Annotated in this window: 23 protein-coding genes; 6 read left to right on the forward strand and 17 right to left on the reverse strand. The window is 59.8% G+C overall.

The genetic code is table 11. The features are described from left to right. Positions 1–3: 3 nt before the first annotated feature. Positions 4–237, reverse strand: a complete 234-nt coding sequence (locus tag P0D80_RS03510) for an excisionase (RefSeq protein ID WP_408281202.1) — start codon at positions 235–237, stop codon at positions 4–6. Between the two features lie 838 nt (positions 238–1,075). Between P0D80_RS03510 and P0D80_RS03515 the strand changes: the two genes are divergently transcribed. Next, entirely contained in the window at positions 1,076–1,315 is a 240-nt protein-coding gene (locus P0D80_RS03515) for a hypothetical protein (RefSeq protein WP_408281205.1), read from the forward strand. A gap of 2 nt (positions 1,316–1,317) precedes the next feature. Here the strand turns inward: P0D80_RS03515 and P0D80_RS03520 are convergent, their stop codons facing one another. From P0D80_RS03520 to P0D80_RS03595, 16 genes are all read right to left on the reverse strand, one after another. Beyond that, positions 1,318–1,827, reverse strand: a complete 510-nt coding sequence (locus tag P0D80_RS03520) for a hypothetical protein (RefSeq protein ID WP_408281208.1) — start codon at positions 1,825–1,827, stop codon at positions 1,318–1,320. Then, on the reverse strand, positions 1,824–2,183 hold the full coding sequence (locus P0D80_RS03525) for a hypothetical protein (protein WP_408281209.1): 360 nt from the start codon (positions 2,181–2,183) through the stop codon (positions 1,824–1,826). The genes P0D80_RS03520 and P0D80_RS03525 overlap by 4 nt, the downstream gene beginning before the upstream one ends. Continuing rightward, positions 2,173–2,937, reverse strand: a complete 765-nt coding sequence (locus tag P0D80_RS03530; RefSeq protein WP_408281211.1) for a PRTRC system ThiF family protein — start codon at positions 2,935–2,937, stop codon at positions 2,173–2,175. The genes P0D80_RS03525 and P0D80_RS03530 overlap by 11 nt, the downstream gene beginning before the upstream one ends. Beyond that, the gene (locus P0D80_RS03535) at positions 2,934–3,725 is read right to left on the reverse strand and encodes a PRTRC system protein A (protein WP_408281213.1); all 792 of its coding nucleotides are present in this window, start codon (positions 3,723–3,725) and stop codon (positions 2,934–2,936) included. The genes P0D80_RS03530 and P0D80_RS03535 overlap by 4 nt, the downstream gene beginning before the upstream one ends. 4 nt (positions 3,726–3,729) lie before the next feature. Further along, positions 3,730–4,443: a PRTRC system protein B gene (locus P0D80_RS03540; protein WP_408281215.1), complete on the reverse strand. Its 714-nt coding sequence runs from the start codon at positions 4,441–4,443 to the stop codon at positions 3,730–3,732. Beyond that, a complete protein-coding gene (locus tag P0D80_RS03545; protein WP_408281218.1) occupies positions 4,440–5,486 on the reverse strand; it encodes a PRTRC system protein F in 1,047 nt (348 codons plus the stop codon). Before P0D80_RS03545 ends, P0D80_RS03540 begins: the two co-directional genes overlap by 4 nt. Beyond that, positions 5,483–5,665, reverse strand: a complete 183-nt coding sequence (locus tag P0D80_RS03550; RefSeq protein WP_408281219.1) for a hypothetical protein — start codon at positions 5,663–5,665, stop codon at positions 5,483–5,485. The genes P0D80_RS03545 and P0D80_RS03550 overlap by 4 nt, the downstream gene beginning before the upstream one ends. Next, a complete protein-coding gene (locus P0D80_RS03555; protein ID WP_408281221.1) occupies positions 5,662–6,075 on the reverse strand; it encodes a PRTRC system protein C in 414 nt (137 codons plus the stop codon). The genes P0D80_RS03550 and P0D80_RS03555 overlap by 4 nt, the downstream gene beginning before the upstream one ends. A gap of 10 nt (positions 6,076–6,085) precedes the next feature. Then, positions 6,086–6,625 carry a PRTRC system protein E gene (locus tag P0D80_RS03560; protein ID WP_408281223.1) on the reverse strand — a complete coding sequence of 180 codons (540 nt, stop codon included), beginning with the start codon at positions 6,623–6,625 and terminating at the stop codon, positions 6,086–6,088. 23 nt (positions 6,626–6,648) lie between these two features. Continuing rightward, on the reverse strand, positions 6,649–6,882 hold the full coding sequence (locus P0D80_RS03565; RefSeq protein WP_408281226.1) for a hypothetical protein: 234 nt from the start codon (positions 6,880–6,882) through the stop codon (positions 6,649–6,651). A gap of 7 nt (positions 6,883–6,889) precedes the next feature. Then, on the reverse strand, positions 6,890–7,051 hold the full coding sequence (locus P0D80_RS03570; protein WP_253947514.1) for a hypothetical protein: 162 nt from the start codon (positions 7,049–7,051) through the stop codon (positions 6,890–6,892). 131 nt (positions 7,052–7,182) lie between these two features. Continuing rightward, on the reverse strand, positions 7,183–7,341 hold the full coding sequence (locus tag P0D80_RS03575; RefSeq protein WP_408281230.1) for a hypothetical protein: 159 nt from the start codon (positions 7,339–7,341) through the stop codon (positions 7,183–7,185). Positions 7,342–7,893: 552 nt separating this feature from the next. After that, positions 7,894–8,874 (reverse strand): hypothetical protein, encoded by a 981-nt coding sequence (locus P0D80_RS03580; protein ID WP_408281232.1) that lies wholly within the window; start codon positions 8,872–8,874, stop codon positions 7,894–7,896. Next, entirely contained in the window at positions 8,859–9,332 is a 474-nt protein-coding gene (locus P0D80_RS03585; RefSeq protein WP_408281235.1) for a DUF6932 family protein, read from the reverse strand. The genes P0D80_RS03580 and P0D80_RS03585 overlap by 16 nt, the downstream gene beginning before the upstream one ends. Positions 9,333–9,345: 13 nt before the next feature. Next, entirely contained in the window at positions 9,346–9,768 is a 423-nt protein-coding gene (locus tag P0D80_RS03590) for a hypothetical protein (RefSeq protein ID WP_408281238.1), read from the reverse strand. Between the two features lie 244 nt (positions 9,769–10,012). Then, entirely contained in the window at positions 10,013–11,512 is a 1,500-nt protein-coding gene (locus tag P0D80_RS03595) for a S24 family peptidase (protein ID WP_408281240.1), read from the reverse strand. 82 nt (positions 11,513–11,594) lie between these two features. Here P0D80_RS03595 and P0D80_RS03600 point away from each other — a divergent pair, with 82 nt between their 5' ends. The 5 genes from P0D80_RS03600 to P0D80_RS03620 are packed head-to-tail and all read left to right on the forward strand — an operon-like array spanning position 11,595 to position 14,560. Then, positions 11,595–12,191 (forward strand): toxin YdaT family protein, encoded by a 597-nt coding sequence (locus P0D80_RS03600; RefSeq protein ID WP_408281242.1) that lies wholly within the window; start codon positions 11,595–11,597, stop codon positions 12,189–12,191. Next, positions 12,191–12,463, forward strand: a complete 273-nt coding sequence (locus P0D80_RS03605; protein WP_408281244.1) for a hypothetical protein — start codon at positions 12,191–12,193, stop codon at positions 12,461–12,463. Before P0D80_RS03600 ends, P0D80_RS03605 begins: the two co-directional genes overlap by 1 nt. A 60-nt stretch (positions 12,464–12,523) precedes the next feature. Next, complete coding sequence (locus P0D80_RS03610; protein ID WP_408281247.1) at positions 12,524–12,871, forward strand: hypothetical protein; 348 nt, start codon at positions 12,524–12,526, stop codon at positions 12,869–12,871. Positions 12,872–12,911: 40 nt separating this feature from the next. Beyond that, on the forward strand, positions 12,912–14,012 hold the full coding sequence (locus tag P0D80_RS03615) for a phage replication initiator YdaU family protein (RefSeq protein ID WP_408281249.1): 1,101 nt from the start codon (positions 12,912–12,914) through the stop codon (positions 14,010–14,012). Further along, entirely contained in the window at positions 14,009–14,560 is a 552-nt protein-coding gene (locus P0D80_RS03620) for a DUF1064 domain-containing protein (protein WP_408281252.1), read from the forward strand. The genes P0D80_RS03615 and P0D80_RS03620 overlap by 4 nt, the downstream gene beginning before the upstream one ends.

The raw sequence follows: 14,560 nt of genomic DNA on the forward strand, positions 1-14,560 counted from the left end.
TTTTTATCCTGGAATTCTGTGGGCGAGACGCGGGCGGACGGTGCCGTCCTGAAAGACCGCGTTCTGTTCGACGTAGTAAGAGCGGCCGACCTTGACCGGTGCGGGATAAATTTTTCCGGCGTTGATCCAAAGTCGCGCGGTGCGGATCGCCGGCGGCGGATCGAACTCGCGTTTCAACCATTCATCCAGTCTGACTTTCATTTGACCTCCCCGCTGTTTGCGCATGGTTTCAATCATTCGTTGTGCTGCTTCCGCTCAATCAATCACTGACTTTTTGCGATCAGTTCTGCTTCGACCCTATCTGGATGACCTATGCTTATTGCATAGGTCGGTCCTGTCCGAGAGGGAGGGCGAAATGGAACGGTGCCTTGCTTGCGAGACGTTGATCGGAAGAGCTTCAACAGTCCCCCCGCACGAAAAACTCCGGTGCTCTGGAGCTGGTGTTTTTGGTACGCCAAAATCGCCGATCACGCGCTACGTCCTTTACCGATGCACCTCTTGCGGTTGCTGGTTGAAGCAAAACACATCGAATGGATTACCGGCCGGCCTTTGGTGGGAATGCGATTCGAGTGCTCCTGTCCCGCAAGTTCCTGAGCGCAAGCCTCCCGACCTTGCCTGGAGGAAGGCGGTACTTGCCTCAGTGCTGGGGCGCCCCCGATAGCCCCGCAGCGCGCGCGTTTGTTACTGGATCTCTCGCTGCCGGGATCGCGCTTGCACGGCTTTAGATTCGACATAGGGGGACGCCATGACACCGCGCGCGAAGTATCGCCACTATTGGTACGAGGTTTCTGCCAATTCTGCGGGGCTGGATGGTTCGCAATGGCAGGGCGAACTGAGACTCGGGAGGGACGGAACCGAAGAGGCGATTTGGGAAGGGCACCTCGTCCCGGGCTACTTTGATACCGAGGCTCAGGCTCGAGATGCCGCCGACGCTTACGCACGCGTACAAATCGATCAGTTGTAACACAGTCATCGCTGCGGGCTCCAGCCGACGGTCCAGCGGGTTATTCTGGAAGCTGACTGCTTTCGATAAGTCTTCTCTCAAGTTTCGTTTCCAGCAGCCGACAAACTCGGCATGGACGAAAACAACCCACCCAAGCTCAATCGGGATGATCCGATTTGGGGCGCCGCGCAAGCCGTTGCAATTGCCGTTCTCGCTATTCGGAAGGCTCGCGGCAAAAAGAACCCCGCTGATTGCGTTTTCGGCTCGCCGGAACATGTGTTGGTCATAAATGAATTCCTGAGCGACGTGCTCACGTCGTTGGCTGAGCCCGAAGACGAAGCGGATGGTTTCGGCGCCGGTGCGGCAGGCTGAGATCACGATCCCACCTCCTGATCCCCGGCAGATGAAGCAGGAGCGGCGGGAAGCGGCATCCAGTGCGTGGGTGAGATCGGCCAGCAGTTAGGAACGTCTTCAGCTTCTACCGATGTTTCGAACCAGCCGGGCTCGACGTCGTCCGGCTCTTCCCAGTTCTGCTCGATATATGCTTCGGACATCCACTGTCCGCGAACCGTGCGCCATTTCCCCGCGCTGTTCGGATAGCCGAGTAGCAAGGTGCGGCCGATCTTGGGTGCTGTCTCAATCGGCTGCCATGCAGTCACCGCTTCTGCCTGAACTCCGGCCGCGGGTCGGCAATTCCATTCGGTCGCTGCACTCAGCTTCGAGCGGTGCCAGCCGATCGCCCAAGGGCCGTTCATCAACTGGAAATCGCAGTTCGGGCAGCCGACGCCGAAGCAGTCTTTCTCAATCGTTTCGATTTCCGCGTGGCCGCCGCAAAACGGGCACGGCAGAAGGCTCGGCACTGCGTCTGTATTCGTGGTTGTCACAAAAGCTCCATTTGTTCGAACGGCATATCGGGCCACGTCATCCAGCCTTTACGGGCGTTCGGCAACCAGTGGGTGATCTGCAGATTCCAGTCGACATGCAGCCCGCACACCAGCTTTCCTGCCAGTGGCACGATATGGTCGACGACGTGCTGCTCGCCGGTTTCACGCGTCAGACGTTCGGCTTCCGCGTAGATCGCCCGGATCTTCGCCTTGTCCGCCCACGGCGGCGTCGCACGGCGCTCGCGGGCCCGGCGGCGCATGCCGTGCTGGCGACTCGTGCGCAAGATCGGCGAGCGGCGCTTTACCGGCACGAACAGCGGGCCGGCGTGATTGCCGCCGATCAGATCAAGCGGCATTTTTCGCCTCGGCTCGCACTGGCAGGTTATCCACAGGCAATGGCCGCACATGCCCGGTTTTCAGGTTGACGAATGCGCCGCACCAGCGGAGCCGGCCATGTCGGAAAAACTCCCACAAGATCCCGAGCGCCGGCGTCACGATCGCCTGATTGATGAAAAGCTCCTGACGCTCGAGCGCTTCGGCGAGGCCGCAACTGGGCGTGTCGTCTTCCGGCACGGTCGTGTCGGTCAGCTCGGGCAGCACGTCGTACGGCCAGCGCAGCGACGTCCCGCAAGGTTTCTTGCCGGATGCAAAGCTATGCCCAAAAATCACCTGTCCATCGCTCGCACGGTTGCCGAGATCCATCACGTATGCGGCGGTCCTGCCGAGGATCGGCGCTAGCTTTGCTCGAGCAGCTGCGCTGTCGACACACACGACGGCGATGCCCGCGCCCACATTCACGAGTTCGGTCGGGCCCGCGTGAATCGGCCGGGCGTGCCAGTCGAGGCCGAAAAATGCGTTGAGCCGGTGAACCAGCACGACGCTCTTGTACATGCCAACGTCGGCGGGGCTGAACATCTGGCGACCGATGTTCGCCTCGCTGACCGTATCGCCGTCAAACGCGGTGACGTGCAAGCCCGGGTGCCCGAGCGCGGTCAGCGCATGGTTGAGTCGCGCGAGGCCCGTCAGCATCTGCGAGCCGTTGCCGCCGCAGCCGATCAGCGCGATATTCACGCGCCGATCGAGAAAATGTGCGGGCGTGATATGGGTCATGCTGGCTCCGGAACCTTGAACACAGCGGATGCCGGCACTTTCAACGGAATGGTCATGCCGAGCACGCAGAGACGGAACGCAACGCTCGGCGTTCCGCCATCACCGAGTCCACCGAGCACCGCCGAGATCTTCACTTCGCCGGCGTCGTCAGCATCATCCTGCGCGCTGAAGAATGCCGGCGCGGCGCCGTGGCTGTGCAGGTCGATCGCGAGCGATTCGTGCGGCTGCAGCTCCGGCCGCGCGAACGTGATCGCGCCGGGCGTGGCGGTCGAGACGTGCAGCGCCTTGTAGGCCAATTCCTTTTTGTCTTGGTCCCACACGATCCAAGCGGCGTGCTCGTTCGGCAGGGCGCTTTGCGCTTCTTCCGCGAACGCCTGCACAAACGGCAGGGCGACGCCGAGTCGGCCGAACGCGAGTTCGATCTTCGGCATGACCAGGCCATACGGCGGCTTCGGGCCCGCGTCGTTGTGCCTCGCCAGTTGCTGGATTACATGGAGCCACGGCCGGCGCACCTCGACAAAGACGCCTTCCGCAGTCATCAGAAAGCGGTGGCCCACCTCGAGCAGAGGGGCGAACTGTGCGTGCTTCGGTACCGCAACCGTCGGCGCACTATCGAACAGCGCGACGTCGAGCGGGAGCGCTTCGTCATCTTCGGCTGCCGCGATCGCGCGCGGCTTTGCGCGAGCAATCTCGTCGGCAACACCTTGCGAAAACTGGTCGAGTGCGGTTGCGATGTCGCGCAGGCCTGCCTGCGTAGCGTCTTGAAACAGGGCGAGTAGTTTTTCCATGGCGTCAGTCCAGAGTGGTGATGTTGCTGATCACGTCCGCGAGCGTTCGCTTCGTGTCGACCAGGCGGTCAAGGGGAAATTCGGCGCCGTCGAGCAGGTCGATCCACAGACGTTCAGCGCCGCCGCGTCTGTGGATAAGTCGTTCGTTATTGGTGTGGGTGAAGCGACTGCGAAAAAACGCATCCTCAAAAGGCTTGATGCTGTCCGTACCGATGCTGTCCGGCGTTTTGACGTTGCCTTCGCAGATCTCGCCGCTCTCCCAGACGTTGTAGTAAGGCGCGGTGTACAGCTTCGTCGCCGGGCCCGGCCGGTCGTTTTCGCGCAGGGCGAACACCGACCAGCTGTCGCGGTTGACGATGAACACCAGCGGCGGATGGTTGGCGTCGCCGGCACGCTCGCCGATCTTGTCGGCCGACTTGAACCAGACGCGGCGCGTACAGGCGGGAACCCACCATGCGAGCATGTTCGGAGCGAAATAGACGACTCGCTCATGCACGAAACCGCGATAGCTGGTTTTGCGGGCGGCGATCTCAGCGATCTCGGCCAGCTGGTCAAGCGTGATAGGCACGCCGGGCAGCAATGCCGGACGGCCGTCGACGACCCGCGCAGGGTGCTGCGTTGCGTAGACGTGTTGCGTGCCTTCCGAGCGATAGAACAGCAGCGCGCTATCGAGCTGCAGCTCAACGTCGTTGTCCTGGGCGATCGTGACAGTTTTCATGCGAACACCCGCACCAGTGTTTTGGCCTGGTATTCCTCGCGGCCAAGGATGGTGAGAAGGTGCTCGACAGCTTTTGCCAGAAGCGCTGTCGCTTCCATCTGCTTTAGCCATACCGCAATGTCGCCGCCTACAACGGAGAGTTGCGTGGCGGAAGCCGCACCAAGGAACTCGCCGTCGGCAATGTACTGCAGGAAGTCGTCGACTACCCGGCAGACAGCATCGTCTTCAGTCCAGCGCACAACCAGTGCGAGGTCAATGGCGTCGAGCCCGGCCCCGCCGGTACCGACATCCGCGAACGGCCCGTAGAAGCGTGCAATGTTCCAGATGGTGTCCATCGCCGCGATCACTTCAGTAGCGAACTCGTCACGAGCAGCGGCGCGTTTGATTTGGGCGCGCGAAAGAACGCGTTTCGGGGACGCGGCCCAAACCGGCATGTCGCGAAAGAATTTGTCTCGCGTAAAGAAATCGAACGTCTCAATCAGTTCTTCGCGAGACTGGCAGTCGTGCAGGCTCATCGCTTCCTCGATCGCGAAAGACTCGTCGGACTCGCCATACCAGTAGGTATATTCTGCGAGACCAAGGGCGTATGCGGGCGTGCAGATGGTCGGCAGCATGTTGCATGCGTCATAGAACGCAGCGAGCACTGTCTGGCCGAGTCCCTCGCGCACCTGTTCCAGCGCGTTGATCGCACCGCCGATGGAGACCTGCTGACATGAGACCGGGCCATGCGTGGTTCGCACCATTGCCCACACCTGATCTGTCCGCTTGAGCGAGTCGCACGAATAGCCGTCGAGCGACTGTTCGAGCCGCAGGTTCCAATCGAACAGGCGCATGCCGCCGGTGATGCGATTCCAGCGGCGGGTTAGCGCGGCCGTTGCGAGCGCGAGTTCCGAGCGCGGCCGCCGCGTGACATCTTCGGCCTCGATCACGCCGGCATCGAGCAGCGACCTCACCAGCGGATACGTGAACGATTCGCCGGAACTGATCGTATACACACCCGGAAGATCGGCTACCGACGGCAGGGCAATTGGCGCGAAACTCATGGCAACACCGGCACGCTGGAAACAGGCAGTTGCAGACGCGCGCCGGCGGCACGCCGCGACGCGAGCGAATGAAGGCGGCGTGCGAACTGCGCATCGGCGGCCTGCGCATCGATCCGGTGCTGTCCGGACGGAATGAGCGGCCCGCGGTCCAGCTCGGCACGGAGTTCGGCGAGCGTCACGATGCCGTCTCCATTACGCGGGCCTGGACAACATAGCGCGCGTAGAGCGCGTCGATGAACTGAATCTCTTCGTCGAGCAGCGGGCAAACATGCGCGCCCGCAAAACGTTCAACCTCGACGAGATAGGCGACGATCGACGGCGGCAGGCGGCGGCAGTTCTGCAAAACCCGGCCGATCTTCTGACGCACACTGATCAGTTCGGCTGTCGAACCCTTGGTGCCGACGGCGCGACGGAACGTGAAAACGTTCTTGTTTCCGATGACTTCCGGGCCTTCGATCTCGGCGTTGACGATCTCCGGATAGGTGTTGCCGTAGAAATCGCGGACCTGCTGAAGCGAGAATGTCGGCGACGGATCCGTGAGCTTGGCGCCGTTGTAGCGGAATTCGCGAGCGAGCGTTTCGGTTTTCATCGCGCGCCCCTTAAAGCAGGTCGACGCCGTCTTCCTCGACGGCGGGCTGTGCGTTGGTGGAATCCTGCTCGGCGACTACAGCAGGCGTTTCGGCGGTGGCGGGCTCGGCGTCGGGATCGATGCCGGGAATTTGCGTCTGACGTGGGTCGGTCGGCGGCGCATCGCCTGCATCATTGCCCGCGTTGTCGTTCGCGTCCGTCGGCGCCGGCAGTTCTGCGGCGCGCTTGCGACCGCCCTTGCCCTTCGTCGTGGGGGCGGGCAGTGCCGCTTTGGTTCCTGCGTCGACCGTGCCATTCGCGGCGCTCGCGGCGCGAGCCTGGTCGAGCACCGACAGCGTGCTTGGCTCGTAGATCGAGACCGCCTCGGCGAAGTCGCGGTCGAGTTCATCGGGCGTGGCGAGAATCGACAACGGGTAGAGCGGCTTTTCGCCCGTCGCGTCGTCGTTGGCGCGCGGCGTGACGTTCACGCGCAGCTGGTCACCTTCGGCGGTGATGAGCAGCGTGAGGGTCGTGCGTTGCGCAAGTGGGTGCAGCGATGCAAAGAGGGACATCTGCTTCTCCAGTAAGGGGGAGGTTAGTGCTGCTTTGCGCGCCACTCGGCGAACGGGCGGCGCAAGAAGTTGTGAAAGCGCTCCGCAGCTGCTTTGTCGGTTGCGAGCCGGCGGCGGCTGTCGATCTCGCACACGTGGCGGATAACTTCCGCGGCTTCGTCGGCGGTCAGCTGGTCGACCTGAGTCGCGGACGACAACCATTCGCGAAACTTCGGGTCACGGGGTAACATGCCGGCGAGTTGGGAAATGGTCGGCATCGCGCGTTCAGGCCGCGAGCCCGTCGTAGTTGCGATCGGCGAAATCCGCATCGCCGGGATAACGGCCGGTTCCGTCGGCGCGGTTCCAGCAAAAAAGCGAGCCGCGACGATGCGGGAACCAGTAGCCGGCGCAGTCGCATCGCGTTTTGCCGGTGTCGCGCCGGTTCATCCAGCGGTCGACGCGATAATTGCGCCGACCACAGACTGTGCAAGCCGGCAGGCGGGCGTAATGGCGCGGGTTGCGTCGCAGACAGCGGCGCGTCGCGCAGTGGCGGCATCGGACGTGACAGCGGGCCATGGTTAGTCGAGAAAGAAAGGATGTGTCGTAGTCGATTCGCTGTCGTCGAGTCGATGCTCGATCATCCCGATCGCGGCCCAAAAGGCTCCAGCGATGAATCCGCCAGCAAAACCGGCACTCGCCACCAGAAGGACTACTAAGAATGAGAACAGCAGATTCATCGGTGAGCCTTTACGGGATCAGGTGCAGCGAATTACGCTGCAGCGTTCGGTACGCGCCTCGTGGCCTTCAATCGCCGTTGTTATGGCGCAGTAGACGACGAGGACGAGAAGGGCGGTTGCCCATGCTTTCGCGTACTTGATCATTTCCAGAGCGCTCCGGACGGGATCGCCACGCAAAGGAACCAGCCGCAACCGATGCCGACGAACGTCAGGACGGCAATGAGCGCGGTTCTAGCGTGAACGCGGTCGCAAGCGGCGAGCAGATCGTTATCGCAAGCGGCTCGGTTCATCACATGCCCCGCGTGAAGTAGTCCACCTCGTCACGCGTACGCGACTTGGCGGTGTGCTGCTGTTGGTTATCCATCTCAAGGTCTCCCGGTAGGTCGGTGAGTGCGTGAGACGAATTAAACACTATGTTTATATTTCAGTCAAACAAAATGTTTAGTCTTGCGTGGAGGCAGTGGAATGCTAGGGAGGTGGGGCGGCCCGAAGTCTTTAATGCGATCGTTGTCGCGACGCAAAAAAGCCCTGCGTTGGCAGGGCTTTCGGAGGTCAGTGGAGTTCACTTTGACGTGGGACAGAGGGTTCGATTTTTTCAGCTCGCATCAGCCTTGGGCGCCCTGATTTGTCTGTTTCGTACACGCCGGTCACTTTGACCGTCTTACCAAGCCACAATCTGCCGTCATCCTGGCTGAAATCAGCGGCGCAACGAAGTGAACCGACGTGGTCAATGTTGCGAAGTTGAAACCGCCCCGCATCTAGATCGATCTCGCGCACTTCACCGACAAACGATCCGTCCAGTTTCTTGCCAAACAAGGGGGACCTTAGTGAGTCTTTAAGTATGATTCTTTCACGCTGCCCAAGGATGCCGTATTCGCCAGTCGAAGAAGTAACTTCCACTGTAACCAGGCCGGACGCATCTGTCGGAGAAAGGCGCATCGCGGCAAACATAGCCGCATCGCGAATCGCCGGATCTGTTAATGCTTCCGTCAGACCTTGATCAACGTAACCCTGGTCCATAAACTGAGGAACGATAGGTACGGATTGAGCAGCCCTCACAATCGAATCCAAGGCTGCCTGATCAGACTCCTCAAACCCGGCCCGAGAAGGCGGTCGATCTACCGCGAACCCCATGAAAATGCTGCCAGGAGCCACGCCGGTCACATTCCATTGCACCTTTTTTGCAATCGCATGCGCGTCACCGTTAGCTGGCAGTGCGGCTTCCGCAAGGAGAATAAGTTGTTGCTTTACTTTCGCGCTTAGCCAGTTCACTGCTCTCAGCTGCATGGTAGACCCAATGGCAGCTGGGCCTTCTGCATGGATGACGATGTCTGAGGCATCCTTCACTTGAGCGATTGGCAAATCCTCTGAATAGAGTTTGCTCAGCACGTCGTAAAACGGACGAAGAGCCGCGCGCATCTGTTCGGGCGTAATTCCGCTATTCTGCGAGGCTTGCATGGCCGCCATCCAAGCCGAGATCTGCCCGTGCACGATGCTGGCTCTGGCGTGAAGCTGGTCTACCCATGTGTCCATTGCGTAACCTCGATGATGCCGCGTTTGTCCTTCTCAGCAAGATGTTTCATTGTTGCTGTCTTTTCGCCAACATACTGAAAAAAAGCGGAAAAGTCTGGCGCTCCAGGCATGCCGAACGAGACATAGAAGTCTACCTCGTACTGTGCCTTGATGCTGTCATGTCTTACCTGCAGCCCCAAAGCATTGACTAGGCCGTTTTGCTGTTGCAGCTCGGGCAATGAGACGGTTATACATGCCTCGATGTCGCCGGGGTAAGGTTTATCGCTGAACGTACTACCTGCTAAATATAGCGGACATGTTGGGAACAACGGAGCCAATTCAGCAAGAGCGAACGCGCGAGCGTTAGCGATCAGGCCCATGCGTCTCAAGTCCCCGTCAAAATAGATAGCGGCGTCCGCCCACGTCGTTTGATGGATGCCGGGTGGCAGTAGGCCGCGGTCGTCGAAAGGTGGAATCACTTTCGGCGAACCGTTATTGAAGTGCCGACATGTCGTCGTACGCCTTAAGGGCGCGCCTCATTCTGGCCAAGCTTTTAGCGTCCAGATCTACATCGTCTCTTTTGTCGTCTCCCGAGAGCCTGACCGTCACGGACTTTGCCGCAGCAATCTTTCGGATGGCCGCTATGTCCTCGTCTGTTCCAGCGTAGTCGATGTTTTCGTAAACGCCGGCAGAGTTATTGTCGTGCTTCATGTTGAATGACGCAAAGTCCTTGTCATAAACGATCGCAGAATCCGCCATTACTTTCACGTGCTTGAAGAAAATCCAAGATTCACCATGGTAGTGGGGGCTAATCCGGAAAATCGGTTTGGATGAGTCAGGCACCGAAATATAGACGGTGATTCCAGTGTCAATCCATGGCTCGTCTGTCACGCTGTAGAAGGCGATCGACTCCATTTTGTCTCGTTCAACCGACATTCCCTGCGTCGCGGTGCTTACTATGCTCGCCCGCTGATCAGAGGTGAGAGTAGGTTTCGGTGGCGCGACGGCCGCTGAGTTGTCTGTCGTACTGGAATTTTGGCCGCACGCGGCCAAGAGCACGACGCAAAGCGCTGAAGCAACAACATATGCCCTCAATTTGGCCCCTCAGTAATCTAGATTTTTATCTTTATCGCGACGCCGGATTACGGCTGCCGGCGCGTTAGCCTGGTCGCCATGCTGATGGTTTTGCGATCCATCCCACGTAATGCATTTTCTCGATGTTGTCTTTGTCGATCGCAATGGGTGCATGAGTCTCATTGACCGATATGAGGTGCACCCGTCCAGCGCGCTCGTAAAGAAACTCTTTCACCATGACCCGACCGTCTTTCGATTTGACCAAGACTTCGTCGCCGGGCTCGACTACATGATTCGGCTCTACAACCACGAACTCCCTGTCCTTGATTCGCGGGCGCATTGAGTCACCGACGCATCGAAGCGCATATGCGTCTTTGTCCTCGGTCGGTGCGGCAACGAATCCCTCGCCGTAACCGACGGGGTAATCGATGTCAACAAAATGTCCGTTATCGCCCAATTGAGCAAACCCCACCACTGGCACGCCTCGCCATTTAAGATCCGTGATCGGGTTAAACGCATCCGCGTACTGTACGGCCACACCGGGCTCTCCCTTGCCCTTGAGTAGCCAAACCGAATTCACGCCATAGGTATTCTGTATCGCAACGGCCTGGACCATCGAAATATCGGGGCCAATACCGCCCAGCCACAACGCGGCAGTTTCCACACCGACGCCAGCGACGCTAGCCAGTTCAGTCGGCGAGACATTTTTGTCGCCTAAAGCTCGCCGCACCCGGTGCACGGATGTTTCCCCGGCAGGCAGTGTACTGCGGTCGGATTCGGTTGGCGTTTTGATTACTGCTTTCTTTCGGTCGCTCTTCGGCGAATCAGAGGCACCGCCGCCGTGGTTGGCCATCATTGGCGGCACGCCGGTTTCAAGCCAAGTAGCGCTGCATCCGATGTACTTTTGGGCGTCGAGCATTCCCCCCTTCGAGATACCGCGGCGCTGCCAGTTATTAACCAACTGCTCAGAGATATTCAAAAATTTGGCGAGCTGAGCCGGCCCCTCGATTTTGTGGAGGAGGCGGGCGGCTTCGTACAACCGTTCCATTGTCGCGTGCATGCGCGCAATGTTCGCTGAAGTAAACGTTTTGTTGTTCAACGGCGTGTTTAAATTGCTTGCAGCAAAACTAAACGTAGTGTTTAATGACGCCTCATGAACCCCGCCACCTTCACTGTCGATGCCGACCGCCGGCTGATTGAGAGCCTCGGCGGTCCCGCCAGCGTCGCCAAGCTGCTCGGATTTGACCCGGACGGCGGCACTCAACGCGTCCAAAACTGGAAGGCGCGGGGCATTCCCGCTGGTGTTCGGCTTGCTCGGCCCGACATCTTCCTGACCGACACGGTCGTCGCGAGGGCTGCTTAGCATGGCGCTCACAGCAACCGAACAGAAACAGATCCGCGATGCACTGTGCGATCGCAATGCGAGGCGCTCGCCATCCGGGCGAGTACGACGTTGCGCGGATGGAACTGGTAAAGCAGTTTGAGGCGCTGAAAGTGGCTGCAGCGCAACCGGCAGTAGCAGCGAAGTAACTGCCGCGCGTCCATCGGGCGCGGCGGCAGCGAAAGATTCCCGTAGCGTTTTCATTTTTTCTCTCCCTGTGTCACGTTCGGCGACTTAGTTGTCCTTATCGCACGTTGACACTGTAGCCACTAACGAGTGACAGATCATGCGAGACAGTTCGTACAAGTCCCGAATCCAAATCATCCGCGACCATGTCGCCGCTTGGCGCAAGGCGCGAGGCTGGAGCCGCGAGACGGCGGCGGCCGAGATCGTCGCGGCCCACGAGCGAATTGGCGGCCACCTGTCGGGTGTGATCGTGTTCGACAAGCACGGCGACGTCTACACCACGCAGAAGAACCACGCAGACCGCATCTGGCGCTGGCTCGACGACGAGTCGAAAGACAACAACCTGATGCCGGCGAACTTCGAAAATTCGATTCTCGCCGCGCTGCCAGTCGAGCGCCGCGTGGATCTGCTGAACGAGGTTCTTGCGGAAATCGACTGTGCGGCCCGCGCGCGCCATCACGACGTCGACGCACAGATCAACGCGCATGAGCTCGTTCAGACGATCATGCGCGCCAACCATCGCACCGAGGCCGACGCCGCCGACCTGCTCGACGGAGTCGACCCGGGCGAATTGCCGCGGCTTCACTGCAGCCTGGTCGACGACATCCGCGTCAAGCAACGCACCTTGCGCGTGGTCGAATCGGCGCTGTCCACGACCGGCGAAACCGTCCAACACGATCTCCGAAAGGTGTCCTGATGCGCGCTACGCACACGCAACTCGCCGGCTATGACTCAGTCACCGGTACGAAACGCTGCACGCAAAAGCAGATGATTACCAATCTGTTCTACAGCGAAAGCTTGACGCTGACACGACAGGAGATCGCGGACCGCACAAATCTGCGTTTGTCGAGCGTCTGCGGCCGTGTGCGCGAGCTGCTCGACGACGAAACGCTGCAGGTTCGCGGTGAGCAGAAATGCGCGGCGACCGGTGTGCTGAACGAAACCCTCGGCTTGCCTGAATCCAACTAGATATGAGAAAGCAATTCCCGTATTTGATGCAGAATCGGGCTTTCACAACGGGGAAAGCGAATGTTAACTCGAGAACAAATCGTCGAAGCAGTCAAGCTTTTGGAGCGCGTGGGGTGTTCGATCTCGTTCAACTGTCCGCATCCATGCGGGCAGGTGACTCTGCCGGTTTCGGCCGAGGACGCGGCGGCGTATGCAAAGGGGGAAATCAATCTTCCTGCGAAAATCAACGGCTTGACGCCAGAAGAATTCGCGGAATGGGTGGAGACGGGCGGGTACATGCAGTGTGCCGCCAAGACTCAGTCCGGTCGGCGCTGCAAGAACGTCATTCGCGGGCACCAAATCACAAACCCACAAGAATGGAGGCGGCTCAACGAGGAGCGGCCCTACTGCGCTGTGCACGGCGGCTAGCCATTGATGTACGGACGCCATTCGTATGCGAGGGCGTCCGATGAGCGGCTATGCACATCAATGGGCCAAGCGTCAGCGAGTCGGCGATTCTTCGGCCAAGACGCTGCTGAAAACATACGCGAACTGGGCCAGCGAGGACTATTCGACGTGGGTCACCAACGAAGAACTTGAACTCGACACTGAGCTGAACATCCAGACGATCCGTCGCGCGCGCAACAAGCTTATAGAACTCGGCTATCTGCTCGAAACCGATAGGCGCTTGGGCCGGACGCAGAGCATCGTCATCTATCAAATGCTGGCTCCTGCCGGCGCGACGATCGTCCAAAGCGTTGATCAGCGCACGGGCGAAACGATTTCACTGAGCCCGCCGACGCTCGAGGAGTTCCAGTCAAAGAGGGGTGGAAAACCAAGCCCCTCGAAATCTCGACCCTCTAAGGGGGGTGAAAATTCAAGCCCCTCCAAATCTCAAGCGGCTTCAAATTCCACTTCAAGCCCCTCCAAATCCCACGTTGAAGGGGGTGAAATTTCACCTGAAGCCCCTCCAAATTTCGACACCAAGATTGCCTTAGTAGAGCAGGAGAAAGCAATAGATCAGCAACCCGCGCGGCGTGCGCCGCGAATTGGGTTGCATGCCGAACTTCTGAACATCGATTTGCCAGACTGGTTGCCGTTTGAGTCGTGGGACATGTGGTGCGACCACCGCGAGGCGAAAGAGAAGAAGGCGGACGTTCCTTGGACGCGGTCCGCGTGCACCGTCACGCTCAAGAAGTTGGCCAAGCTGCACGAGCGCAGTCTCGACGTTGTCGCGGCAATCGAGGAATCGGTGCTGCGCGGCTGGACCGGCATCTGGGAGGCGGAGATCGCGGCAGCCGGCGCTGCTGCGCCAGTTGGTGCAGCAGAGGGCTGGTGGCTTGAAGAGAAGGGATGGCGCGAGCAGGGCAAGCGCCTTGGCATCGATCCGGCTCGCTTCCAGTTCTTCGAGCAATTTAAGGCGAAGGTCTGCCGGACGCTTGGCCCGGGCGCGTGGATGGAGCACCTGCTGGCCGCCGTCACCCGCGAGAGCGAAGAGCGGGGCGAGGCGCTGTACGCCTATTTCAACGACATTCCGCGCGAGAAGGTTGCGCAAGCGGAGGCGGCGTGACGAAGCGAGCACCTTGGCCAATGGTTGTGCCGACGGGAACGACAGTCGTCGGCACTGCGCGCGTGCGTGACGACTCGCGGCCGGTCATGACGGCTGCACAGCGCCGCATCTACGAACTGACGGGAAACCCGCCGCAGTCGAGCGCGCTCGACGATGTCGATGATCCATTCGCAGTGCCCGCGCTTTCGATGGCATCGCCGAAGAAGCTGCCGAAGTACCGCAACACCAAGTGCGAGCACAACGGCATCAAGTTCGACAGCGAGAAAGAGCGGTCGCGCTGGTTTCACCTGATCCAGTTGCAAGCCGCCGGTGTGATCCGCGATTTGCGGTTGCAGGTTTCATTCGTGTTGACGGAGCGCAGGCAGCGCGACGACGGTACGTGCGAGCGCGCTTCGAAATACGTTGCCGATTTCGTCTACGTGGTCGTCGCCACCGGGTTGCAGGTGGTCGAAGACGTCAAATCGACGGCAACCCGGAAGAATCGCACCTACATCCAGAAGCGCAAGCAGATGCTCGAAAAGCACGGCATCACGGTGAAGGAGATCTAG

Origin of the sequence: Paraburkholderia sp. RL17-373-BIF-A (assembly GCF_046030175.1) — a bacterium.
Taxonomy (GTDB): domain Bacteria; phylum Pseudomonadota; class Gammaproteobacteria; order Burkholderiales; family Burkholderiaceae; genus Paraburkholderia.